This is a genomic window from Tepidanaerobacter syntrophicus (assembly GCF_001485475.2).
GTDB lineage: Bacteria > Bacillota > Thermosediminibacteria > Thermosediminibacterales > Tepidanaerobacteraceae > Tepidanaerobacter > Tepidanaerobacter syntrophicus.
In genome coordinates, this window is the sequence record NZ_DF977000.1 from 371,138 (window position 1) to 395,430 (window position 24,293).

The 24,293-nt window shown below is 37.8% G+C and carries 22 protein-coding genes and 1 pseudogene; 19 read left to right on the top strand and 4 right to left on the bottom strand.

All coding sequences use genetic code 11. The annotated features are described in order from the left end of the window. Positions 1-85 precede the first annotated feature (85 nt). From TSYNT_RS04875 to TSYNT_RS04900, 6 genes are all read left to right on the top strand, one after another. A complete protein-coding gene (locus TSYNT_RS04875) occupies positions 86-820 on the top strand; it encodes a GntR family transcriptional regulator (RefSeq protein ID WP_162780988.1) in 735 nt (244 codons plus the stop codon). Positions 821-848: 28 nt separating this feature from the next. Beyond that, a complete protein-coding gene (locus TSYNT_RS04880) occupies positions 849-1,655 on the top strand; it encodes a PfkB family carbohydrate kinase (RefSeq protein ID WP_059032280.1) in 807 nt (268 codons plus the stop codon). 24 nt (positions 1,656-1,679) lie between these two features. After that, the gene (locus TSYNT_RS04885; RefSeq protein WP_059032281.1) at positions 1,680-2,996 is read left to right on the top strand and encodes an ABC transporter substrate-binding protein; all 1,317 of its coding nucleotides are present in this window, start codon (positions 1,680-1,682) and stop codon (positions 2,994-2,996) included. A 67-nt stretch (positions 2,997-3,063) separates the two neighbouring features. Continuing rightward, positions 3,064-3,939 (top strand): carbohydrate ABC transporter permease, encoded by an 876-nt coding sequence (locus tag TSYNT_RS04890; protein ID WP_059032349.1) that lies wholly within the window; start codon positions 3,064-3,066, stop codon positions 3,937-3,939. 13 nt (positions 3,940-3,952) lie between these two features. Beyond that, positions 3,953-4,789 carry a carbohydrate ABC transporter permease gene (locus TSYNT_RS04895; RefSeq protein ID WP_202859723.1) on the top strand — a complete coding sequence of 279 codons (837 nt, stop codon included), beginning with the start codon at positions 3,953-3,955 and terminating at the stop codon, positions 4,787-4,789. A 36-nt stretch (positions 4,790-4,825) separates the two neighbouring features. Next, positions 4,826-5,833: an SIS domain-containing protein gene (locus tag TSYNT_RS04900; RefSeq protein WP_059032283.1), complete on the top strand. Its 1,008-nt coding sequence runs from the start codon at positions 4,826-4,828 to the stop codon at positions 5,831-5,833. 147 nt (positions 5,834-5,980) lie between these two features. Here TSYNT_RS04900 and TSYNT_RS04905 read toward each other — a convergent pair whose 3' ends face one another. Then, positions 5,981-6,973, bottom strand: coding sequence for an HD domain-containing phosphohydrolase (locus TSYNT_RS04905; protein WP_059032285.1), 993 nt, complete (start codon positions 6,971-6,973; stop codon positions 5,981-5,983). Positions 6,974-7,015: 42 nt separating this feature from the next. After that, positions 7,016-9,094: a PAS domain S-box protein gene (locus TSYNT_RS04910; RefSeq protein WP_238142642.1), complete on the bottom strand. Its 2,079-nt coding sequence runs from the start codon at positions 9,092-9,094 to the stop codon at positions 7,016-7,018. A gap of 322 nt (positions 9,095-9,416) precedes the next feature. On the opposite strand from TSYNT_RS04910, the gene TSYNT_RS04915 reads away from it, so the two are divergent. Then, positions 9,417-10,085 carry a GntR family transcriptional regulator gene (locus tag TSYNT_RS04915; RefSeq protein WP_059032289.1) on the top strand — a complete coding sequence of 223 codons (669 nt, stop codon included), beginning with the start codon at positions 9,417-9,419 and terminating at the stop codon, positions 10,083-10,085. A gap of 1 nt (position 10,086) precedes the next feature. Here TSYNT_RS04915 and pdxR read toward each other — a convergent pair whose 3' ends face one another. Then, positions 10,087-11,544, bottom strand: coding sequence for a MocR-like pyridoxine biosynthesis transcription factor PdxR (pdxR, locus tag TSYNT_RS04920; RefSeq protein ID WP_059032291.1), 1,458 nt, complete (start codon positions 11,542-11,544; stop codon positions 10,087-10,089). A gap of 185 nt (positions 11,545-11,729) precedes the next feature. Between pdxR and pdxS the strand changes: the two genes are divergently transcribed. The 12 genes from pdxS to TSYNT_RS04980 all read left to right on the top strand — a co-directional run bounded on the left by pdxS (position 11,730) and on the right by TSYNT_RS04980 (position 24,074). Then, positions 11,730-12,584: a pyridoxal 5'-phosphate synthase lyase subunit PdxS gene (pdxS, locus tag TSYNT_RS04925; protein ID WP_059032293.1), complete on the top strand. Its 855-nt coding sequence runs from the start codon at positions 11,730-11,732 to the stop codon at positions 12,582-12,584. A 194-nt stretch (positions 12,585-12,778) separates the two neighbouring features. After that, on the top strand, positions 12,779-13,642 hold the full coding sequence (locus TSYNT_RS04930) for a response regulator (RefSeq protein ID WP_059032295.1): 864 nt from the start codon (positions 12,779-12,781) through the stop codon (positions 13,640-13,642). Beyond that, positions 13,633-14,094 (top strand): chemotaxis protein CheX, encoded by a 462-nt coding sequence (locus tag TSYNT_RS04935; RefSeq protein WP_059032297.1) that lies wholly within the window; start codon positions 13,633-13,635, stop codon positions 14,092-14,094. Before TSYNT_RS04930 ends, TSYNT_RS04935 begins: the two co-directional genes overlap by 10 nt. Positions 14,095-14,185: 91 nt before the next feature. Beyond that, positions 14,186-14,560, top strand: a complete 375-nt coding sequence (locus TSYNT_RS04940; protein WP_202859724.1) for a type II secretion system protein — start codon at positions 14,186-14,188, stop codon at positions 14,558-14,560. 25 nt (positions 14,561-14,585) lie between these two features. After that, positions 14,586-15,272 carry a prepilin peptidase gene (locus TSYNT_RS04945; RefSeq protein WP_059032299.1) on the top strand — a complete coding sequence of 229 codons (687 nt, stop codon included), beginning with the start codon at positions 14,586-14,588 and terminating at the stop codon, positions 15,270-15,272. Between the two features lie 21 nt (positions 15,273-15,293). Continuing rightward, positions 15,294-15,833, top strand: coding sequence for an acetolactate synthase small subunit (ilvN, locus tag TSYNT_RS04950; RefSeq protein WP_059032300.1), 540 nt, complete (start codon positions 15,294-15,296; stop codon positions 15,831-15,833). Continuing rightward, the gene (ilvD, locus tag TSYNT_RS04955; protein ID WP_059032303.1) at positions 15,830-17,488 is read left to right on the top strand and encodes a dihydroxy-acid dehydratase; all 1,659 of its coding nucleotides are present in this window, start codon (positions 15,830-15,832) and stop codon (positions 17,486-17,488) included. The genes ilvN and ilvD overlap by 4 nt, the downstream gene beginning before the upstream one ends. Before the next feature lie 249 nt (positions 17,489-17,737). Next, on the top strand, positions 17,738-18,889 hold the full coding sequence (locus tag TSYNT_RS04960) for a glycosyl hydrolase family 8 (RefSeq protein WP_059032305.1): 1,152 nt from the start codon (positions 17,738-17,740) through the stop codon (positions 18,887-18,889). Next, positions 18,886-19,737 (top strand): GGDEF domain-containing protein, encoded by an 852-nt coding sequence (locus TSYNT_RS04965; protein WP_059032306.1) that lies wholly within the window; start codon positions 18,886-18,888, stop codon positions 19,735-19,737. Before TSYNT_RS04960 ends, TSYNT_RS04965 begins: the two co-directional genes overlap by 4 nt. Further along, positions 19,727-21,370 carry a DUF2334 domain-containing protein gene (locus TSYNT_RS04970; RefSeq protein WP_059032307.1) on the top strand — a complete coding sequence of 548 codons (1,644 nt, stop codon included), beginning with the start codon at positions 19,727-19,729 and terminating at the stop codon, positions 21,368-21,370. The genes TSYNT_RS04965 and TSYNT_RS04970 overlap by 11 nt, the downstream gene beginning before the upstream one ends. A gap of 37 nt (positions 21,371-21,407) precedes the next feature. Next, a complete protein-coding gene (locus TSYNT_RS04975; protein ID WP_059032353.1) occupies positions 21,408-22,637 on the top strand; it encodes a glycosyltransferase family 2 protein in 1,230 nt (409 codons plus the stop codon). A gap of 9 nt (positions 22,638-22,646) precedes the next feature. After that, entirely contained in the window at positions 22,647-24,074 is a 1,428-nt protein-coding gene (locus TSYNT_RS04980) for a cellulose biosynthesis cyclic di-GMP-binding regulatory protein BcsB (RefSeq protein ID WP_059032309.1), read from the top strand. Positions 24,075-24,084: 10 nt separating this feature from the next. On the opposite strand, the pseudogene TSYNT_RS11975 reads toward TSYNT_RS04980, so the two are convergent. Then, a pseudogene (locus TSYNT_RS11975) lies at positions 24,085-24,293 on the bottom strand (ISLre2-like element ISTxy1 family transposase); the annotation flags it as partial.

The window sequence follows — 24,293 nt, forward strand, 5'->3', positions numbered from 1 at the left end:
AGAAGGAATATTAAAATATTTGTCGAATATTTAATATACAATAGGTGGTATATACCACGAACCACTAAAAAAGAAAGTGATTAAATTGAGATCTAAAGAACAGCTACCTCCAATTTACGATCAAATCAAAAGATTGCTGGAAGAAAAAATTGAAAATGGCGAATACCTTCCCGGCTCTAAACTGCCTTCGGAAAGAGAGCTTAGCGAGCAATACAAGATAAGCCGAATGACTGCCAGAAATGCTCTAACTTCGCTGGTAAACGAAGGCAGGGCTTACAGAAAACAGGGGAAAGGCACATATGTTGCAAAGCCGAAGATAAAAAGAGATTTACTGCATTTGACAGGCTTTTCCAAAATGCTTAAAGAAAGAGGCATAGAGCCAAGCAATTATACACTTGGAGCAGAAATCTTTGAAGCAGATAAAATAATTTCAGAAAAATTTAATATTTCAATTGGAGAAGAAGTATATAAAATAACAAGGCTGCGCCGAGGAAATCAGCAAAATTTTGCTCTTGAGTATTCTTATCTGCCGGTAAAGCTTTTTCCGGGCCTTTTGGACTATGATCTGGAAAAAGATTCCTTATATAGAATCATAGAAGAAGAGTATGGATTTAAACTAAAATTCGCAAAACAATGGATAAAACTTGCAAAAGCCAACGAATACGAGGCAAAAGTCCTGGAGATAAATCCGGATACCCCTATACTGATTTTAGAATCAATAACCTATACCAAACATGATATGCCTGTTGAAATGACATATTCTCTTACAAGAGGCGATCTGTGCGAATTTTATACTGAGCTTTGGAGCGATTTGTCATAATATTTTTAAGTTGGGAGTGGCATGAAATATGGCAAAAATTATCGGAGTCGGAGATAACGTAGTAGACAAATATTTAGATTTAGGGCTTATGTTTCCGGGAGGCAATGCCCTAAACGTAGCTGTTCTTTCCCGCAGATATGGAGCCGATGCCGCCTATATGGGTGTGCTGGGAGAAGACAGAGCCGGCAGACATATATACGAAACATTGCAAAAAGAAGGCATAGACGTATCTCGTGTAAGGATAACAGAAGGTCCTAATGCGTATTCAGAAGTAACCTTAGTAGATGGCGACAGGGTATTCGTGGGAGGGGATCCGGGGGTATCTACTCAGCTTTCATTTACTGAAGATGATTTTGAATATATGAAAAAATTTGATCTGATTCATACCAGCGTTTATAGTTACATAGAAGATGAACTAAAAAACCTAAAAGAAACTGGTAAAATTGTTTCATTTGATTTTTCAGATAGTTATGAACAATCCTACCTAAATAAAACACTTCCATATGTTGATTTTGCCTTTTTTTCCGGTTCAGGCAAATCTTTGGAAGAAATCAAGGATTTCCAAAAAAAAGTAAGCGAGCAAGGTCCCTCTTTAGTTCTTATTACAAGAGGCTCCAAAGGAGCAATCCTTTATTATAATGGCAAATATTATTTACAAGACAGTGTTCCTACAAAGGTTGTGGATACCTTAGGGGCAGGAGATGCTTTTATTGCAAGCCTGATAGTAAGTATTCTTGATGGGAAGGAGGTAACTTTTGCTATGCAAAAGGCTGCCGAAGATGCAGCCAAAACTTGCACCTATTACGGTGCTTTCGGCTATGGAATCGAATTTTAATTTTTATAAGGAGGGAGAACAATTTTGAAGAGCTATAGAAAAACCTTATCACTGGTGATTATCTTTACTCTTGCACTATCTTTGGTTGCCGGCTGCGGAGGAGGCTCTCAGGAAACAGGAGGCACTACTGAAGAGACGCAAGGCGAGCAGGTAGTATTAAAATTCTTGCACAAATGGCCTCAGCCAGAGAATATGCCCTATTTTGAAGATGTGGTAAAAGATTTTGAGGCCACGCATCCCAATATAAAAATAGATATGGAAGCTGTAGCGGATGAACCGATTAAAGATAAGCTGCGGGTTCTTATGGGAACAGATTCCCAGCCGGACATATTCTTTTCCTGGAGTGGTGAGTTTGCCAAAAAATTTGTTCGTTCTAACAACGCATTAGACATAACTGAGGCCTTAAATGCAGATACAGACTGGAAAAACAGCATTATGCAGGCAGGCCTTGAGCCCTTTACAATGGATGGAAAGGTTTATGGAATTCCCTTTAGAATTAATGGAAAATTCTTTGTATATAACAAAGAGATATTTGCAAAGCACAATCTCCAAGAGCCTGAAACCTGGGCGGATTTTATTAAGATATGTGAAACATTAAAAGCAGACAATATTACCCCTATAGCGCTGGGAAATCAATATCCATGGGCAGCATGCCATTATCTCACTGGTTTAAATCAGAAGCTTGTGCCTCAAGATGTACGCATGAAGGATTACAATCCGAAAACCGGAGAATTCACAGACCCTGGGTATGTCCAAGCTCTAGAGTATTTAAAATCCCTAAATGACAATGGCTACTTTAATGAAGGCGTAAATTCTACATCTCATGATATGGCTCATGAAATGTTTTATGCAGGACAAGCGGCTATGTTCTATGTGGAATTAGAAGAGTTCCAGCAGGTAGAAGATAACTTTTCGGGTAAATGGGATTTCTTTGCGCTGCCAAAGATACCTGAAGGCAAAGGAAATCAAAACTTCTTAACAGGTGCGCCTGACGGATTTATGATATCAGCAAAGACGAAACATCCGGAGGAAGCCATAGAGTTTTTGAAATTCTTGACCTCAAAAGAAAACAGTGAAAAACTTGTGAAAGATTTAGGCTGGCCAAGTCCTATAATTGGAGCTGTTAACGAAACGAATGCCTTCCCGCTATTAGTAGAAGGAATGAAAGCAATTGAACAGGCAGAAGGTATGGCTCTGTGGCTAGATACAGACGTTCATGTAAAAGTAGCGGAAGTGTATCTTGCCGGTTTGCAAGAACTTCTGAACGGCAGCAAGACACCGGAGAAAATAATGGAAGAAGTAAGACAAGTAGCTAAACAAGTTCAGAGTGAAGTCGAGTAACAATAAGCAATTTAATGTTTGCCCTGCTTTAAAGCAGGGCAAACATTAGGGGGTGCTAGCCGTGAATATATACAAAAATAAACGTTTAGCTTTTTTATATCTGCTGCCGGCTGTCGCTTTTGTTGTTGTGTTTATTTATTTTCCGGTAGTGCTCAATATATTTTACAGCTTTTTCAGATGGAGCGCTTTTTCTGATAAAGTTTATATTGGAATAGAGAATTATAAAAGACTTTTCAAAGATCCTATTTTTTATTTGGCTTTAAGAAACAACACATTATATGCAATAATCTCCATAATTTTTCAGGTAGGCCTAGGATTAGTTTTAGCTGCTATCCTGGAAGAAAAATTTGTTAGGAAATTTCAGCCGTTTTTCAGAACTGTTTATTTCATGCCTTCGGTTATATCACTTACTGTGGTAGGGCTTTTGTGGCAGTTGATTTACAATCCCAATATAGGAATTGTAAATGCAGGGCTTAAGGCAATTGGCCTGGAAAGATTTGCCTATGATTGGTTAGGCAGCGGTAAAACGGCGATATATGCGATAATAGCAGTGTCACAGTGGCAATATACAGGTTATATTATGCTGCTATTTCTGGTTGCCATACAAGAAATACCCCCGGATCTTTATGAAGCTGCCATGATAGATGGCGCTAACAGAATCCAGGTATTTTTCAATGTTACAGTCCCTCAAGTTAAAGAAATGATACTTGTGTGCACCACCATAACTATAATCGGCGCTTTCAAAGTGTTTGATGAAGTATATGTTATGACGGCAGGGGGACCCGGAAGAGCATCTGAGGTTCTTGCCACATACATGTATCGTTCGGCGTTTAGAAATGATGAAATGGGATACGCGGCTGCAATTGCGTTTATTATATTTGTAATAACATTTATTCTATCGTTTCTGCAAAACAAATTCTTCGGATCCGATAACAAAGCTTAGGAGGTGCATGGTTTTGGGGAAAACTTCGCTGTCAACTAAAGTTGTCCATTTTATTATTATGGCACTGCTGATAATGTACGCTATAAGCATAATATATCCGCTGTGCTGGATGGCTATGAGCGGTTTTAAATCAAACAGAGAAATAATGCTCAACACCTGGGCACTTCCGAGCAAATGGCTGTGGGACAATTACGAGCTGGCATGGGAATACGGAGTAAAACAATATTTTCTAAATAGTGTAATAGTAACAATAGCCTCAGTAGTGCTGACTATTGCTATAAGTGCGATAGCTGCTTTTGCACTTAGCAGATTCGAGTTTAGCTATAAGGAATTGGTGCTAGCTATAATTATAGGCGGCCTTATGCTTTCTCCACAGGTAGGACTTATTTCTCTTTACAAGTTACTGAGCAGTCTGAGAATTTATAACACATACTGGGCGCTGATTATATCCTACACTGCCTATAGAATTCCGTTTACTGTTTTTCTAATGCGTTCGTACTTTATTACGCTACCTCGAGAAGTGGAAGAATCTGCATTTATAGACGGATGTAATAGCTGGCAAGTATTTTCGAAAATAGTACTGCCCATGAGTCGGCCTATAATTGCTACATCGGCTTTGCTTACTGCCATGTTTACCTGGAATGAATTTATGTTTGCTTTGGTATTTATCGAAGATAACAGTCTTAGAACAGTTCCTGTAGGTCTTATGAACTTAAGAGGGGCACTTACGACTAAATGGTCTGTGCTGCTTGCGGGGCTTACGCTTTCTGCGCTTCCGATGATTATCATGTTTTTGATATTCCAAAAGCAACTAATCAGGGGCTTGACATCAGGAAGCGTAAAAGGATAAATTTTACAAACTAAATTTTAAGGGGGAAAGGTTATCGTGGAAAACAATTTATTGGATTATCAAGAATCATTAAAACATGCTCTGAGCCAAAGGGATGAAATTGAAAAAACCGTTAAGGAGTTACTAAAAAGAGATATAAAAAATGTGATATTTGCAGGATGCGGCGGTTCTTTGGCTATTATGTTTTCTTGTGAGTATATAATGCGCCAAAATTCGTCCATACCTGCCTTTGCATATAATGCAGGAGAATTTAATAAACTGTGCCCCAAGCTTCTTGGTAAAAATTCCTTACTTATTACTGCTTCATATTCGGGAACAACACCGGAAACAAATGAAGCAGTCCAGATTGCTAAAGAGAAAGGAGCTGCAACAATCGGTTTTACCGGAAAAGCCGATTCTCCACTTAGTAAAAATGTAGATTATGTATTTTTAAATAATGCAAAAACAGGTGCCACCAACGCGAATTTGATAATGCTTTATGAGATTATATTTAGCATAATGCGCGAATTAGATGGCTTCGAAAAATATGACGCTGTAATGCAGGCATTAGATACCCTTCCTGATAACCTGGCAGAGGTTAAAAAACTTGCGGAAGAGAAAGCTGAAAATTTTGCAAATGAATATAAAGATGAAACGAAGTTTTTGACGATAGGAGCCGGTTTGAGCTGGGGAGAAGCCTATGCCTATGCAATTTGTATATTAGAGGAAATGCAGTGGCTGTATGCTCAGCCTGTCCATGCCGGTGAATATTTCCATGGGCCCTTTGAAATTGTCGATGAAAATGCGAACTTAATAATATTAAAAGGAGAGGATTTTGGCAGGCCTCTTGTGGAAAGAGTAATTGATTTTTCACAAAAATACACTAAGAGATTGGTAATATTAGATACAAAAGACTACCCCCTGCCCGGGGTTGATGAAGAAATGAGGGGATATTTAACACCTTTTGCACTATCGGCAGCCCTTGATAAATATTCAGAAAAACTTGCAGAAATAAGAAATCATCCGCTCTCAATTAGAAGATATATGGGAAAAGTACCTTATTGATTGATTTGTGATAAATTATTAAAGCTCGATTGCCAAACCAATAAATAATTTAAACCACCCGTTTTATTCAAGTATATCATCACGGGTGGTTTAGTTTTTCAAAGCCTTAAATTACTTTAAGCATAATGGGGTAAAAAATTTTATAATCTATTTTTCAACAACAACAGGCGTAATTTCCTCTAACATTTCTAGCATTATATCTACTACTTCAGGGTCATATTTTACTCCCTTGCCATTCTTGAGCTCGTCAATAACTTCCTGCCTGCTCCTTGCAGGCCTGTAAGGTCGATGAGACCCCATGGCTTCAACTACGTCGCAGACTCTGATAATGCGATTTTCGATACTTATTTCAGAATCTTTAAGGCCGTCCGGATACCCCGAGCCATCTAAATTTTCATGGTGATGTAAGGCTACATCTGCTACAGGCCACGGTAGGTTACAGTCCTTTAATATTTGATATCCGTGGAGTGCATGTGTTTTAATTAAAGCCCATTCTTCTTCAATAAGGGCTCCCGGTTTACACAGCAAGCTTTCCGGTATGGATATCTTGCCAATATCGTGCAAAAGTCCACAGGCATAAAGACCGCTTATTCTATCCTTATTAAAGCCCATTTTTTCACCTATTTTCTGAGCATACTCCGCTACCTTTCGCGCATGACCTGCAGTATAAGGATCCCTAGAGTCCATGGCTCTTGCCACGGTCTCGGCAAGGTCAAAAAAGGATTGTTCAAGCTGAAGCTCGGTCTCTCGCTGTTTGCTGCGAATTTTTGCTTCTTCCAATTCCCTTTCTATAGCTGCAACAAGTCTTGTTAAGTTATCCTTCATTATATAATCATGAGCGCCGGCTTTCATTGCAGCTACAGCTGTTTCTTCGCCTACAGCGCCGGAGACAATAATAAAAGGGATATCAATACCTTGTTTCTTCAAAATTTCAAGGGCTTCAAATGCGCTAAACCGCGGCATATGATAGTCGCAAAGCACCACATCCCATTTTTTGCTAGATAAAGCGGCCTCCATAGCTTCGGCGGTTTCTACTCTCTCAACTATGGGAGCAAAGCCGCCCCGCTTTAATTCATAAACTAAAAGCAGTGCATCATTTTCCGAGTCATCCACAATAAGGACATGAAGCAGTTTTTCCACTTAACTTCATCACCTTCCGAAGATATTTGCTAGTTAAAAGATTTATGATGGCAAAGTAAAATAAAATGTTGTACCTACATTTTCTTCACTTTCTACCCAGATTTTGCCGCCGTGTCTTTGAATAATCCTTTGAACAGTGGCAAGGCCTATACCGGTACCGGAAAATTCACTTTCACTGTGCAGCCGCTGAAAAGGTTTAAACAATTTTTCCGCATAAGCCATATCAAAACCGATACCATTGTCTCGAACGAAATACACACAGCCCTTTTCGGAATTTTCGACTCCGAACTCTATCTTTGCCCTGAGATTTTTAGATGTAAATTTCCATGCATTTTGAAGTAGATTTTCCATAGCTGCCCGTAAAAGGTTCCTGTCCCCGAAGACTGTAACATTTTCTGCAATAACTGTTTCAACTTTTCTTGCAGGCTCAAGAGTTTTTAAGTCCTGTAGTATATCCATACACATCTTGCTTAAATTGACTTGACCTATATAAAGTTCTGCTCGCCCAATCTTTGAGAGCTTTAACAAACCGTCTATAAGTTCTTGCATGTGGCGGGCAGAGGTAAAAATCCTTTTAAGATAATCCTGTCCCCTCTCATCAAGACTATCATTATAGTCTTCCAATAAAATTCGAGAAAATCCTATGATGCTTCTTAAAGGGGCCTTCAAGTCGTGGGAAACAGTATAACTGAAAGATTCTAACTCTTTATTTGCTTGCTCAAGTTCAATTCGGGACTTGGTATCTGTTATATCTGCGATATTAAATAATGTGGCAACTTTCCCTTCGTATTCTATCAAAACATTGCTTATAAGCGCATAAAAATAGCTGCCGTCGCTTTTTAAAAACCGCATTTCATATGTCTCCGGTTCATTGCTTCCCTTTTGCCTTCTTTCTGCCCGTTCTAAAATCAGTGCTCTTTCTTCAGGGTGTATGATATCTTCAATGGGCTTGTCCAATATTTCTTCCAGCGAATAGCCCAGCATTGAGGCAAACTTCTGATTAGCATAAACCAATATTAAATTCTGATGGATGCCAATACCGATTAGAGCGTGTTCTACCAGGTTCCTATACTTTTCCTCAGATTCTCTTAAATTTCTCTCAGTCAATTTTAACTGCCGGATATCCTTTGCACTTATAATTAAACCGGAGGGTTCATCGAACTGGTCTTTTACAACAGATGCAGAAATTAAAACCGGAATTAGTTCTCCGTCTTTTCCCTTTAAGTAAATTTCTCGGTTGCTTATGGTGCCAGATTCTGCAAGTTCTTCGCTGATTTCTTTTTTATCTTCATAAGATGCGGCAATAAATCCAAAAGGCTTACCCTGTAATTCGCGAGGCGTATAATTTAAAAGACGAAAGACTGCATCATTGACAAATGTTATATTGTTGTTGGAGTCTAAAAGAAATATAACATCATTCATTGTCGCAAGTATTTCATCGGCAGTTCCTTTAGGAGTAAGAGCTATAAAATTATATTTTAATATAGCATAAGCAAATCCTCCTGCCCATATCAATATAAATACGATTGCTAAAGGAGGAACAAAGGTAATTCCAAGAGTCGGAAATATGACATCGGTCAGAGTTCCCAGCACAATCGTAGGAAAAGGCGTGATAAAAAACAGTTTTGCAGCCTCTTTTTGCCGCTTAATATTTGCCTTTTTCCAGTAGTCATAGGCTAAATATATGCTAATAGAGATAAAGCTTACGTAATAAGCAGTAAAGAAAATCAACTGAGGGGTGTTTGCAATAACCTGTGTCCAGCCATAAGAATCCCGAATGACATCTGAAAAAATCTTATTTCCGCTCCACTGCCAGTAAACGCAAAGCACGGCAGGTAAAAAGCATAATATCGTAAATAAAGGGCGCCTTGATATTTTACTGTGCCCGGTAAATTCCATATAAAAAAGCAAAATAAAGCTGGGGAAAGTGCACCATCCCAAAGCCGGAATATTAAGCCAAAGCAAAGCTTCCTGCTTGGACAGTGCCCCCACGAAAAGTATAGAACCTGTGCTCCATATAACAAAAGGTAACATTGCGAGAGCACAAATTCGATTCAGCCGTTTATTCGGATTTTGGCGCAAAACAAATACCATCAATAAAATGTAGAATACCGAAGACATAAAATAGAGAAGAATTGTCAGCCATCGCAAATGATTTCACCTTTGCATTCTTTTCGGATAGTCTGGGCTATATGCCAACCCTATAGAAATTTAAGACTTCCTTATTTTGTATTAATTATAAAATACTGGCCACCTCAAAGCAAGCAAATTTTGTAAAAAGAAGAAATTTTTTGTTGCATGTTATTATAAAATAATCGCCGGCTTTAATAAAATCCCGACAATTTTGCTAAAACTTTGGCACAGAAAAGGATTTACTTTAAAAAATCTCAAATATATAGTAGAATTAGTACAGCATTTGTTGCAAATTTAGGGAGGTATTATAATGACGTCCGAGACTCAGGATTCCGGCTATTCCCTGAGAACCAAAATATATCACACCCTTAAAAATGCTATTTTAGACGGTGTGTATAAACCAGGCGAAAGCTTGATAGAAATGAAGCTTGCCAAGGAACTTGGTGTTAGCCGAACTCCTATAAGAGAAGCATTACGGCAATTAGAATTGGAAGGACTGGTAACCAGCATTCCAAATAAAGGTGTTATCGTTGAAGGTGTGTCTCCACAAGATGTAGAAGATATCTACACCATCAGAAAAATGATAGAAGGGCTTGCAGCAAGATGGGCTGCAGAAAAGATTTCAGATGAGCAGTTAAAGGAATTAAAAGACATCTTAGACCTTATGGAGTTTTACACAGAAAAAGGCAACACCGAAAAGCTCTCAGAGCTTGATTCGCGCTTTCATGATATTATATTTCAAGCGAGCAACAGCAGACCTTTAGAATCGGTGCTTACTAACTTTCACCAGTTTATTCAGCGAGCTCGCGCAGTTTCTGTAAAGGCTAAAGGCAGGGCTGTCCACTCATTAGAGGAACACCGCAAGATATATGAAGCACTGGCGGCGCATGATGCCGATGCTGCCGAAAAGGCAATGACAGAACATGTGGGAAGCGCAAGGTCAAATCTTATACCATTTTTTGAAAAGGATAAGATATAACTTACAAAAGAGGCTTGTCACCAGGTCCTCGGAAAACTCCGCCGGTATTGTCTATAAGCGATTGGATGCTCTCACAGAGCAATTTAACTCCGCTGTCAATATCTGATGTCGGAATTTGAGCTGTGCTGAGCCTGAAACTTTCAGAAGGCTTTTGATTGATAAAGAAAAGATCTCCGGGGACGATAGACACACCTTTTTTTATAGCCTCATGGTAAAGAGTTGAGGAATATAGGTCTTGAGGCAGAGCAATCCAAAAGAAATGGCCGCCGCCGGGTGCAAAGCATTTTATGCCTGATGGCATGTATTTATCGAAAGCCTTTAGGGTTTCCTGCCATTTCTCATAAAATATTCTTTGAAGCCGGTTTATGTGCATAGACCAAAGGCTTTTCCTTAAGAATAAGTCCAAAATTCGCTGAGAAAGACCTGAAGTAGATATATCCGAAGAATATTTTGCAAGTGCGATTTTGTTAAAGTGCCGGCGCGGCACTGCAAGAAAGGCGATACGCAGTCCGGGCAAAAACAGCTTTGAAAAGCTTTTAATATAAAATACCTTTTCAGAGTTGTCAAATGCCTTAAGCAAAGAAGGCTTTTCGGTGTAATAAAGATCACTTATGTGATCATCCTCAATTATATAAAAATTGTATTTACAAGAAAGGGCTATCAGCTCTTTCTTTTTTTCTGTGCTGTAAGAATAACCTGTAGGATTTTGAAAAATAGGCATTGTATAAAAGAGGACAGGAGGATTATTCTTAATATTCCTTTTTAAATCCTCTAAGTCGACCCCATCTTTTTCCATATTAATTTCAACAATACTGGCATTGCGGGATTTAAAGGCGTTTATGGCGCCGGGGTAAGTCGGGGCTTCTACATATACAGTATCGCCACTGTTTAAAAAAGCCTTTGCAATAAGGTCTATGCCCTGTTGCGCTCCTGATATTATCTGTATTTCATCTAAAGGAACATCAATATCATGTTGCACACTCATAAAATGGCCAATAGATTCTTTAAGGGGCTGATAGCCGCTGCTCTCCTGATACTCTAAAGCATAACCGCCGTCTCTGTCCAAAACCTCATTGATTATTTCCTTAAATTCTTTTACCGGAAAATAATCCGGTGAAATAGAACCTGCACTAAAGTCGAATCTTATGCCTTTGTCTTTAGTGGTATTTACTAATTTGTCGGAATGCTTTGACTTAGAAGAAATATCGCCCAAAAAACAAGCATATGTTCCGCTGCCCACCTTGGATTTAGCAAATCCATCGGATTGGAGCTTTTTGTAAGCATTTACTATAGTGACAGTATTAACATCAAAAAATGAAGCCATAAGACGAATAGGCGGAAGCTTTTCTCCGTATTTTATTTGACCGCTCAGAATTAAATTGGAAAATCCCTTATATATTTGAATATAAAGGGGTTCAGTTGAGTTTTTGTCTAAATGTATCGATTCAAATTTCTCCATAATGTCCTCCATTTGCTCGAATTATGCTAAATTGTATTGACAAACACCTTGCTAAATGCCAAAATAATGTTTGTATAAACTGCAAAGACAAAATGTATGGCTAATTACTGCACTTAAAATTTTATTATGTACCGATACATTGATTCTATCATACTATTTATGTCTTGGAAATAGGAGGGCAAAACATGTCAAATCAAATCAATGAAAAATTAATGGGCGGAGTAATAATGGATGTTACTACACCGGAACAAGCCAAAATTGCTGAACAAGCAGGGGCAGTAGCTGTCATGGCGCTCGAGCGGGTGCCTGCTGATATAAGAAAGCAGGGCGGCGTTGCTCGTATGTCAGATCCAAAAATAATCAGAGAGATTAAGGAAGCAGTATCTATCCCCGTCATGGCAAAGTGCCGGATAGGGCATTTTGTCGAGGCACAGATTTTAGAAGCTTTAGGCATAGACTACATAGATGAAAGCGAAGTTTTGACACCTGCAGACGAATATTTTCATATTGACAAAACAAAATTCAAGACGCCTTTTGTGTGCGGTGCAAGAAATCTGGGCGAAGCTCTTCGCCGCATAGGAGAGGGAGCGTCTATGATTCGCACTAAAGGGGAAGCAGGAACAGGCAATGTAGTTGAGGCAGTAAAACACGTCCGCACTGTGATGGGGCAAATCAGAGACTTGGCAAATACGCCGGATGAAGAGCTTATGAGCGCTGCAAAGGAGATGGGAGCTCCTTTTGAACTTATAAAATATGTTGCAAAAGAAGGCAAACTTCCTGTTCCAAATTTTGCGGCAGGCGGTGTGGCGACACCTGCTGATGCGGCCTTACTGATGCAGCTTGGCTGCGACGGAGTATTTGTGGGCTCAGGCATATTTAAATCATCAAATCCGGAAAAAAGAGCAAAAGCCGTTGTAAAAGCAGTGGCAAATTATAATAATCCGGATGTTCTTGCAAAGGTATCTGAGGACCTGGGCGAAGCTATGCAGAGCTTAGAAATAGAAAAGCTTGAAGATCATTATGCTGAGCGCGGATGGTAATACAGTATCATAGATAATTATTTTTAAACATACAGCTGCCAAATCTTTTTTTATAAGGTTTTGACGGCTGTTTTTTTTATAGAGAGATTTTTTCTGTATTTTATCAATTTATTTGACTGTTTCGGTTGTAAATCGGCGAAGAAATTGATAATATTATTGGTAATATTAGGTTTTTACAGGAGGACGAGAAAGCGGTGGATAAAAAGCGTGTTGTTATAGTGGATGACTCGGATTTTTCTGTTTTAATTATTAAAGACATTTTAGAAAAAAATGGTTTTGAGGTTGTAGGCCATGCCGGCACATTAGATGAAGTGATATCTGTAGTATCAGAAACAAAACCGGATCTTGTGACAATGGATATAACCCTTCCCGGAACCGATGGTTTTGAGTGCACCAAAGAAATACATAAAATCGATAAGGGGATTAAAGTAATCGCAGTAAGTTCTATGCTTGATGATGAAATGCTCCAAAAAGCGAAAAACTTCAATATAAGCGGTTATGTGCAAAAACCGATAGATGAGGAAGAATTTATACTGGCTGTTAAAAGAGTTTTAGATGACGAAGAGCTGTTTAAACATTTCCAAAGCCTATACCTTCCAATCTTCAAAGAGGCTTTTTCAGATGCTCTCAATAGAATGACAAAAACAATAGCTACATACAAAGGAGAGCGGCTGTCCAATGAAACAATACAATCCAAAGGAATAGCGGTGGTTGTTGGAATTATAGGTAAGTATTCAGGAAGAATGATTCTTGATATGTCAGTGGAAAGCGCAACAGCTCTTACTGATAAGATGCTTAAAAAAGAGAGCAGCAAACAAACTGAAATTATTGCGGCTATCGGAGAGTTTGCAAATATTGTATCAGGAAACGCCTGTTCTATGCTCAACAGGGAGAACAAGGTATTCGGCTTGAGGGTATCTCCACCTTCGGTGTTTTACGGTAAAAGCCTGAACATCTCATCTGCCAAGATTAAGACCTATTCAGTAACGATTGACACAGAATTTGGCGAAATGATTTTAAATATTGGTTTTAGCAGAGGTGATTTTGAGTGGATGTAAAATATGCAGCTCCTTTTCTTGCGGCATTTCAAAATGTACTGCCACAGATAGGTTTTCAAATTATTAACCAGGGTGAAGTAATTATTAAAGGAAAAAATTTGCGGACAGATGGTATACTTATAATAGTAGGACTGGTTGGGGATCTAAAAGGTAATGTGGTTTATTCCATGAGCATGGATGACGCTAAAAAAATAGCTTCCAAAATGATGATGGGCATGCCTGTTGATGAGTTTGGCGAAATGGCTCAAAGCGCTTTATCTGAACTGGCAAATATGCTTACTGCAAACGCCAGCACCGAATTTTCAAAAGAGAATGTAAGTATGAGCATTTCAACACCTACCCTGATGTATGGAAAAGATATTACTACAAAATTGAGCACAGAAAACATTTTATGTGCGGAAGTAGGTCTTGATGATGGAATAAGTGTTGAAATAAATATTTCAATTGAGTGATAAGGCGTAGGCAAGCTTTGTCTTTTCAAGGGCTGTTAAAACAATTGACAGTTATTTAAAAACATTAAAAAAATATAAGGAGTGCAAAATAGTGTTTTACAAATTGCAGCTTTTACGCAGCAAGAAAAATGAAAAAGGTTTTACTTTAATCGAATTGATAATTGTTATAGCTGTTTTAGGGATTTTAGCGACACTTACCATCCCGAAAGTAATCGGCGTAAAGAATAATGCAGAGGCAGCAACTGATGAAGCAAACAAAAAAATTATAAGAAATGCACTGGAAAGGTATTATGCGGATAAGGCTACATACCCTTCTCAAGAGCAAGGGCTAAAAGTACTTGTGGACGAAAAATATTTAGACAATATTCCGGAAAAGGCAAATGGCAAAAACAAGGAGAATCAATCTTGGACATATACCGCCGGGGAAAGTAAAGATGGCAATATAGAAAGCTATACTTTAGAATAAGCAGTTTTTAAAGGATGAAAATTTTGTGGACTTTTTTATCTTGATATTAGGCTTGATTGCCGGCGGGTTTGTAAATACTTACATATATTTTTACCAAATACATCATAATAAATCCAGCCCGGGCACATCTTCTTTATTTAAAGGAAAATGCAAGAAACTATCTAAAGGTTTAGGACAAATTGTATTGATAGAACTTTTGTGTGCCGCCTTGTGTCTCATGGCATTTTGCAAATTTGGGCTCACTTTCAAGTTTCTATCTTCAATAATCCTGCTAACTGTTCTTGCCATTGCAGCTTTTATTGACATGGAGTTTCAAATTATACCTGACAACATAGTTTTGCCTGCTGCCACGGCAGGGATTTTACTGCATGCTTTTTTGGGAAAAGAAATTTTTTTATATCACTTGGCAGGTTTTGCGGTAGGGTTTGGCGTAATTTTTCTGATAGCTTTCTTTGCAAAAGGCGGTATGGGTGGTGGTGATGTAAAACTTTTTGGAATGGTTGGCTTGTTTTTAGGGGCAAGGCTTACGATTCTTGCACTAATACTTTCATTTATCTTAGGCAGCGTTATAAGCCTTATACTAATAGTGCTGAAAATCAAAAGCATTAAAGATGTTATACCTTTTGGTCCTTTTATAGCGCTGGCTTCTGCCATAAGTCTATTTTTTGGCGACAAAATAATTTTGTGGTTTGTGTTAAATAAAATTTTTTAATTTATAAAGAAGGTGTAAAAAGTGCGTAAAGCTATTTTTTCAGTGCTTGTCCACAATGAATATGGTGTTGTTACAAGAATTTCAGGGCTTTTTACAAGGCGAGGCTTCAATATAACGAGCTTTACCGGCGAAGAGACTGATAACCCAAAAATATCTCGCATTACCATAGTGGCAGAAGGCGATGAAAGAGAACTGGCTCAAATAAAAAGCCAAGTAGAAAAACTGGTTGATGTAATAAAAGTAGTAGAGCTTGACGTTAATACTTCTGTACAGCGAGAACTTGCCTTAATCAAAGTCAAAACTGATGATACAAACAGAACAGAGGTTTTTCAAATTGTTGAGACATTCAGAGGCAAGATTATTGATATTGATCCTGAATCGATAATCGTAGAACTTACGGGAGATTTAAGTAAGGTGAAGGCATTTTTAGAGTTAATGAAGCGCTATGGAATAATCGAAATAGTAAGAACCGGTGGAATAGCCCTGCAGCGCGGCAAAGGAAGTATCCATGATGTGCCTGTGGCAGATGAGACGCCGGCAGTGAAGGAGGAAACTTTATGATAAGTGACAGAGTTAAAAAAGGAGTAATGAGAGCACCACACCGCTCTTTATTTTACGCCATGGGGTACACCGAAGAAGAGCTTGACAGACCCCTTATAGGCATAGTCAATGCCCAAAATGATATAATTCCAGGCCATATTCACTTAGATACCATTGCAGAGGCGGCAAAGAAAGGTGTGGCAATGGCCGGCGGGACCCCTATAGAATTTCCGGCGATCGGAGTATGCGACGGCATAGTTATGGGCCATATCGGTATGAAGTATTCTCTGGCATCACGAGAATTGATAGCAGATTCAATAGAGACAATGGCCGTTGCCCATGCATTTGACGGATTAGTTCTCATACCTAATTGTGATAAGATAGTGCCGGCAATGCTTATGGCAGCGGCGAGGATTAATATTCCGACTGTTGTTATAAGCGGCGGTCCCATGTTTGCAGGCAGATATAAAGGTAAAGATGTAGACCTTAACACATGTTTTGAAAAAATAGCTGAATATACCTCAGGCAAAATAACGGAAAAAGAACTTGAAGAAGTAGAACATGCCGCCTGTCCGGGATGCGGCTCCTGCTCAGGTATATTTACGGCAAATTCCATGAACTGCTTAACGGAAGCGTTAGGTATGGGTCTACCCGGCAACGGGACGATACCGGCATGTTCCGGGGCTCGGGTTGCCCTTGCAAAAAAGGCTGGGATGCAGGTTATGGAAATGGTAAGAAAGGATATAAAACCGCGGGATATAATGACACGAGAAGCCTTTGAAAATGCGATTACAGTAGATATGGGTATGGCGGGTTCCACCAATACGGTTCTTCATCTTCCGGCAATTGCCCATGAAGCAGGGATAAAATTGGAACTAGATATATTTGACAAGATAAGCCAGAGAACACCTTATCTTGCAAAGCTTGCACCTAGCGGACACTACCATGTCCAAGATTTACACGAAGCAGGAGGAATACCCGCCCTTATGAAAGAGCTTTCTCGAAAAGGACTGCTCAATTTAGATTTAATGACGGTAACCGGTAAAACAATAGGGGAAAATATTGCAAATGCCGAAATTAAAAATACAGATGTTATCCATACCATAGAAAATCCATACAGAGAAACGGGAGGTCTTGCGATATTAAGGGGCAACCTTGCCCCAAACGGCGCAGTGGTCAAAGAAGCTGCGGTAGCCCCCGAAATGCTGTATCATGAAGGCCCTGCCCGCATCTATAATTCTGAAGAAGAAGTTACCGAGGCGATTTTCTCCGGAAAAATTCAAAAGGGCGATGTAGTAGTTATCCGGTACGAAGGCCCGAAAGGCGGTCCCGGCATGAGAGAAATGCTCTCCCCTACTTCGGCCATAGCCGGGATGGGGCTTGACAAGGATGTAGCCCTGATTACCGATGGTAGATTTTCCGGCGCAACTCGCGGAGCGGCTATTGGGCATATTTCTCCTGAGGCAATGGAAGGCGGTCCTATAGCCCTTCTTCAAGATGGCGACATCATCCGAATAGATATAAATCATCGCAAAATTGAAGTACTTCTTTCAGATGACGAACTTGCAAAACGCAAAACCTTATGGCATAAACCCGAGCCAAAGGTAAAAACAGGGTATCTTTCCCGCTATGCCCGCTTGGTGACATCAGCTTCTACCGGCGCAGTTTTAGAATAATTATAGAATAATTAGAATATGAGCACAGACACAGCACAAAGGAACAGAAAGAAACAGACAGCACAAACAACAACATCACAGAGGCATAGAGCACGCACAGCACACAGCACAGAGGGACGGTTCTTTTGTGTTGTCAGACAACACAAAAGAACCGTCCCTCTGTGCTGCTCTGCCTGTGCTGTCCTGTCCCACCTCTGTCCCTCTATACTCTATGTACTCTATGTGCTCTAAGACACATAGGTGAAAAGAATGCTAAGAACAAATCACACAAGGCAAATTACAGCGGTTATTACTATAATTGTTTTATGCTTAATATCATACTCTTATTATACTTTATGCTTAAAAAAACCTTATAAGGATCTTGATATAAAATGGAAAAAACTTCCTGCGCAACCGGAGGAGGCTTTGTGCCTTAACTTCATTAAAGCATCCTTGTCTGGAAAAACAGGAATCTTTACTAATTTTTTATATGATGATAAGATAAATGAAACAGCAACAGGACACCAGATACTATCGGAATCTGAAGGTCTTATTATGCTGTATGCAGTTTTGGGCGGCAATAAGGATCTTTTTGATGAACATTTTAATATAGTCCGCGGTATGGTTTTAGATAATGGAGTTATAGCGTGGAGGATAGGGGCAAAAGGTGAAATGCTGACAAAAAGCTCAGCATCAATAGATGATCTTAGGATAATTCGAGCCCTTATTTACGCTGATGACCGATGGGGAGACAGAAAATATAACTGCTTTGCAAATAAACTGGTGCGTAGAGCCAAAAAGTATGAACTTGCAAAGGACGGACTTGTAGATTTCTACGACGGGGAAAGCAAAATAAAGGCCGATACCATAACTATTTCCTACATAGACCTTTATACTATGAAAATTTTAGCTCAAAAAGACGATACTTGGGAAAATGCATTTAAAAAGGGTTTAAACATTATAAATAATGCTTTTGTATCAGAAAATGTGCCATTTTTTAGAAAATCTTATAATTACAAAACAAAGAGTTATAGTACGGAAAACAAGATTAATATGATAGATTATCTAAACACCTTGCTTCACCTAAGCGAGGTAGATTTATGCCCCCAGGCGGCTGTAAAGTGGCTTAAAAGCCAGATGAAGACAGGTAATGCACTCTTTAACGAGTACTATATAAGTTCAGCAATGCCGGCTTCTTCCTTAGAGTCACCGGCTTCCTACGCTATAGCCTGCAGGATTGCGGTGAATATAGAGGATGAAGAACTTTATAAACTGATGAAAGAGAAACTTTTAATGTTTCAAGTTACCGATGCATCAAGCCCTATTTATGGCGCATTTGGAGATTCCAAAACATTAGAAGTTTATTCATTTGACAATTTGCAAGCATTATTGGCTCTTCAGGGGGTCGGAGGTGCAAAGTGAACAATTTGTCTAAAAAAACCAAGGCATTTTTTATGCTCCTAATTTTAGAATTTTTCATCCTAATTTCATTGTTTTTCTTAAAACCTGACATGATAGGCCAAAAAAATTACATACTGCTTTCTGCCACATTTTTCCTTGCGTTATGGTCGTTTTCCACGGATTTGGTCATGGCGCTTTTTGGTGCGCTGTTTTTAGTGCTTGCTTATGGCAGCTATATCTTATACCAGGCAATTTTTGCTGGAGTTTTCAATTTTACCTTTTTGACGGACTATTTTTGGCTTTTAGTTTTTCCCATAGTTGCATATACTTCCAGCCAATTGGGAGAAGGCATTAATGATTCAAATAAATCAATACAAGAATTAAGAAAAAATATTCAAGCTCTTGTAAGGGTTGATAACCTGACGGGACTGGGCAATAAACAGAAATTTTACGAAGATCTCTCTGAAGAGATGCGGCGGGCCAGAAGACATGGTTTCGATTTGTCAATGATGATCGTAAAGATCATGTTTTTTAAGGAACTTATAGATATATATGGCAAAAGTAAAACTAATGAAATCATAATGCTTATGGTAAAAAATATAGAAGAAACCTTAAGAGCAGAAGATAAAAAGTATCGATTAGAAGATGACACTTTTGCTTTTATCCTGCCAAATACCAACAAAAATGGTGCAGAAGTTATAAAAAATAGAATACGTACGAACTTAAGTGCCATAACATTAAATTCAGGCAAGAAAGAGGAAAAACTCAATTTCAATTTTAAAATCGGAATTTTGGAGTATGATCAAAAAACTAACGATGTATTTGAAATAAAACATAAATTAGAAAAAGAGCTGGAATATGATGTGTAAAAGTAAGATTTGCTATTTCGTATCAATAATTTTGGTAGCCGTTTTTTTTATTGTATCTGCTGGAAAACCGGTTATGGCCCAAGAAATGGCAAAAGACGGCAGCTCTACAAAGAATGTCCTTATAATTTACGACAGAAGAAATTATTTTGGATTTAAAGCAGATGAAGTAACAGCTATTGTTAACCTGCTTTACCATTTTAATGTGAATACAGAAGAAATAATGGCTTCGTCTTATAAAGCGGGAATGATGCAAAGATATGATTGCACATTTTATATAGGCATTTCTGACGAGAAGTTAAAAAATGATTTGTTAAAAGATATAACAGACTATAAAAAACCATTTCTTTTTATTGGAAAGGGGATACAATCTCTACTCCGATATAATCCCATGGAAGGAGTAGAATTCAAGGGCAATAATCTTAAGCCCGTAAAAGTTAAGTACAAAGACAGAGAATTTATATTAAAAACAGAGCGGTTTTTTCAAGAGATAATCTTAAAAAATGATGCCGGCCAGGTTTTCAGCACTGTAAGCGATGAACAGAGTTTATATCCATATATAGTAAGACTTTCGAATTTATGGTATGTTTCATGTCTTGATACACAAGGTGTATTGTTTTATATTTTAGCTGATGTTCTTCATGATTTTTTTGAAGAATATCACGATACTTCAAGTCCTAAAATCTACGTCAGAATTGAAGATGTTCACGCAGAAAGATCTATTGAAAACCTTTATAAAATAGCGGATTATCTTCAACAGGAAAATGTACCTTATATGGTTGCCCTTATCCCCTCTTTTTATGATTTTAAAACCAAAAATATATTTGATTTAAAAGATAATAAGAGATTTGCTGGCTGCATAAAATATATGCAAGATTCCGGGGGCTCTATCGTCCTTCACGGTTATACCCATCAGATTCATAAAGATATGCCCGGGGAAGGTTTTGAATTCTGGGATGGGGAAAAAGATCAGCCGCTGCCTGTAGATATGAAAAAATGGGTAGACGAAAGGATAAATGCAGCAATTGACGAATGCGCAGAGGTTGGAATTGGACCTATAGCTTTTGAAGCGCCTCACTATGCAGCGTCAAGTGAAGCTTATAAAAACCTCAAGAGGTATTTTTCTACAATCATAGGCCATTTACAGACGTCTGACAGAGGATATACCACAACTCCTTATCCTTATAACTTGCATTATTCATCTTTGTATAATAACTTGATTCCTGAAAACTTGGGTTACGTAGACCCTGATGATTTACTGTATAAAGAACATATTTTTGAAGAATTAGAAAAAGTTGCTATAGTAAGAGATTATACTGCCGGTTTTTACTTTCATTCATACCTCGATCCTAAATTACTCGAACCTATAATTGTTGAAATTAAAAAACGCGGCATAGATTTTCTTGATTTAAAACAAGAGAACAATTGGGTAAAAGGTGCAAACTACATAATCAGTTCACAAAGCGGAAATATTCAAATTGAGCAAGTCAAAACCTTAAAAGAACCTTTATTAATCAGGATTTTTAGGAGAATATTTATTGTATTACTGATTTTAGTAACTACAATTTGCCTTAGGTTACTTTACATATTCTTAGATAGAAGAAGAAAAGCCAAAGAATATTTATTCAAAGAATGAGGTAATATTATTGCTAAAAACAGTAGACTATATTTTTATGTATTCGCTTTTTTCAATTTGGATTTTATTACTTTTTAATGCATGGCTTGCTTTTGCGGGACATAGTTTTTTTAAGGAAATCAAAGAGAGAAAAATTGATATTATTAAAGGCATAAATAATTACCCCATGGTTTCCATCTTAGTGCCGGCTCATAATGAAGAAAAGGTTATTGAAAGATCAATTTTAGCAATCTTGAAGATGGATTACCCAAAAGATAAACGTCAATTGATTGTAATAAATGATAATTCAAAGGATGAGACAGGTATTATTCTTGAAGAAATTAAGTCAAAATATCCCAACGAAAATATACAGATAATAACGACTGATGCAAGGACGGGAGGCAAAGGAAAGGCAAATGCACTAAATATAGGATTACAATATGCAACAGGAGAATATGTTGTAGTTTATGATGCGGATAATACACCAGAAGTTATGTCGCTTCGCTATCTAGTCTATGAGATTGTAAATTCGAAAGAATATGGGGCAGTAATCGGAAAATTTAGAACTCGAAATAAGGATGCAAATATTTTAACCAGATTCATAAATATAGAAACACTTAGCTTTCAGTGGATGATGCAAGGAGGCAGGTGGAAAAAATTTGGCATATGTCTTTTGCCCGGAACTAATTTTATAATAAGAAAAGATTTATTAGAAAAGCTGGGCGGTTGGGATACAAAAGCAATAGCTGAAGATACTGAACTTTCAATAAGAGTCTATGGCAATGGTTTTAAAATAGCTTTTATGCCGAGAGCTGTATCATGGGAACAAGAACCGGAAACGTTCAAAGTTTGGTTTAAGCAGAGAACTAGATGGGTAAAGGGCAATATATATGTTGTAAATAAATATTTGTTCCCGCTTCCAAAATGCTCGGGACCCATACTTATTGATCTTCTATATATGTTTTTAGAGAGTTTTCTGTTCTTTTTTGCGGTAATATTCTCAGATGCTGTATTTATTTTAGGTCTTTTTGGCATCGCTAAAATTTCACTTCCGGGGAATTTTTTGGTAATTTGGATGCTTGCTTATATACTTTTTATCCTTGAGATAAGCATAAACCTTACAATGGAAAAAGGCGAATACAATTTGAGCAACTTTTTTCTTATTGTGATAATGTATCTTACTTATTGTCAGTGTTGGATTATGGTGTGTATTTCCGGTATATACTCTTATTTTAAAGATGCTATTTTTAAAAGAGAGCATACCTGGTACAAAACTGAAAGATTTTAGGAGGCTGCCATGAAGAAACTGATATGCGTAATAGCTGTATTTTTCATAGTATTAAATAGTAGTTTTGCGTTTGCTCAATCAGTATCTGCTCAAAATACATATTATGTTGTTCAAGCAGGTTTTTATAAAGATGCGACTATACTTATGGAAAGTTACAACCTCCTAAAAGCAAAAGGATTTCCGGTCTATAAATTTGCTGTAGCCGGGGGAACACGCTTGTATGTGGGAAACTACAAGGAAAGAAAAACAGCTGAATCAGCAGCAAAGCAGCTTGAAGCTTTAGGCTTTGAGACTCTAATTCTCACCCAAAAATCTACTGCTCCTACTTTGCCTAAAACAACATCTCTTTCACCTGCATCCGCTGCCTCCCTTGAAGTCTCTAAAACTATGAAAAATGAAAAAAGTCAAGTTAAAAATATCTTTATCCCGGAGGACGTTACTATAAAAGGCATATTCGGAAGCCACAGCCTGTTTTTCTTTATCGATGAAAACTGGCAGTTAAATGATAATTGCTTTTTTGAACTTGTATTTAATCAAAGCCAAATTAAAAACTATAAAAATTCTACTTTAACCGTTCTCCTAAATGATGTGCCGATTAAAAGCTTTGCTTTAAGCGATAAAGACAATTATCAAGCTGCAGAAAAGATACTTCTTCCAAAAGACAAAATTGTAAAAGGATATAATACGATAAAGCTTTCTACATATCATAGAATTACTGAAGAACCTTGCATGGATTATGTTAATCCTGCTAATTGGCTCACGGTTTGCAAGGAGTCCTATATACATATTGAGTATGAAGGAATACCTGACACTTTCGGTGTAAATAATTATCCGTATCCTTATCTGAAAGTCTCGGATGATCAGCCGGTAGATTGTATAATAGTGGTGCCGGATAATCCTAATAACGCTCAAATAACAGCTGCATTGACGATTGCAGCAGATTTTGGAAAAAGAATTCCTTATAGCAATACGGATATTAAAGTTGAGTGCTATACGGATATAAAAAGCATTAGCAAAGACGCTAATTTTATAGTAATAGGAAATTCTTCCGATACAGAAAATGAAATCTTTGATCCTATAAGGGGCACTTTACCGGATTTAAAAAATGCAGCAATTATAAAAGAAGTTAAACTCCCTATAGATGAAGCAAAACGTATACTATATATTCTCTCAGACAACGATGAGATGCTGCTTGAAGCCGCCCGATCATTGACTTTAGACAATATTGTCTTGCAAATGAAAACAAATACTCAACTTATATCTTCAAAAATTGAGGAAGAGAAGGCCGCTGAGAAAAATTCTGATATTATAACACTGAAAGATTTGGGTTATGAAGATACGGTAATCAAAGGGATCGCGTCAAGTAATCTTAGGTTTTTTTGTAAGACCTCTGCCAACCTTATACAGAACAAGCAAAAGAAATTAAATCTGTTTTAACTTATTGATTTTAAATATTGCAGCTTTCAAGAAGAGATTTAATGGCATCTGATGTAAAGCTCTTCTTGTAGTTTAAGATGGGAAGAGATGTGCCACCTGCACGTATCATTGAAGTTGCCTTCTTTAGTTTTTGTTTTTCATAAGAGATAACATCTGGTAAAAGGCTAATTGGTTCTAAAGATTTATAGCGCTCCTTTAATATGGCATCTTTAACAGATA

Coding starts and splice junctions, on each gene's coding strand:
- TSYNT_RS04880 (WP_059032280.1), top strand. CDS start 849: ATGGCAAAAATTATCGGAGTCGGAGATAACGTAGTAGACAAATATTTA.
- TSYNT_RS04910 (WP_238142642.1), bottom strand. CDS start 9,094: ATGTCTTCGGTATTCTACATTTTATTGATGGTATTTGTTTTGCGCCAA.
- TSYNT_RS04915 (WP_059032289.1), top strand. CDS start 9,417: ATGACGTCCGAGACTCAGGATTCCGGCTATTCCCTGAGAACCAAAATA.
- pdxR (WP_059032291.1), bottom strand. CDS start 11,544: ATGGAGAAATTTGAATCGATACATTTAGACAAAAACTCAACTGAACCC.
- pdxS (WP_059032293.1), top strand. CDS start 11,730: ATGTCAAATCAAATCAATGAAAAATTAATGGGCGGAGTAATAATGGAT.
- ilvD (WP_059032303.1), top strand. CDS start 15,830: ATGATAAGTGACAGAGTTAAAAAAGGAGTAATGAGAGCACCACACCGC.
- TSYNT_RS04960 (WP_059032305.1), top strand. CDS start 17,738: ATGCTAAGAACAAATCACACAAGGCAAATTACAGCGGTTATTACTATA.
- TSYNT_RS04970 (WP_059032307.1), top strand. CDS start 19,727: ATGATGTGTAAAAGTAAGATTTGCTATTTCGTATCAATAATTTTGGTA.
- TSYNT_RS04975 (WP_059032353.1), top strand. CDS start 21,408: ATGTATTCGCTTTTTTCAATTTGGATTTTATTACTTTTTAATGCATGG.
- TSYNT_RS04980 (WP_059032309.1), top strand. CDS start 22,647: ATGAAGAAACTGATATGCGTAATAGCTGTATTTTTCATAGTATTAAAT.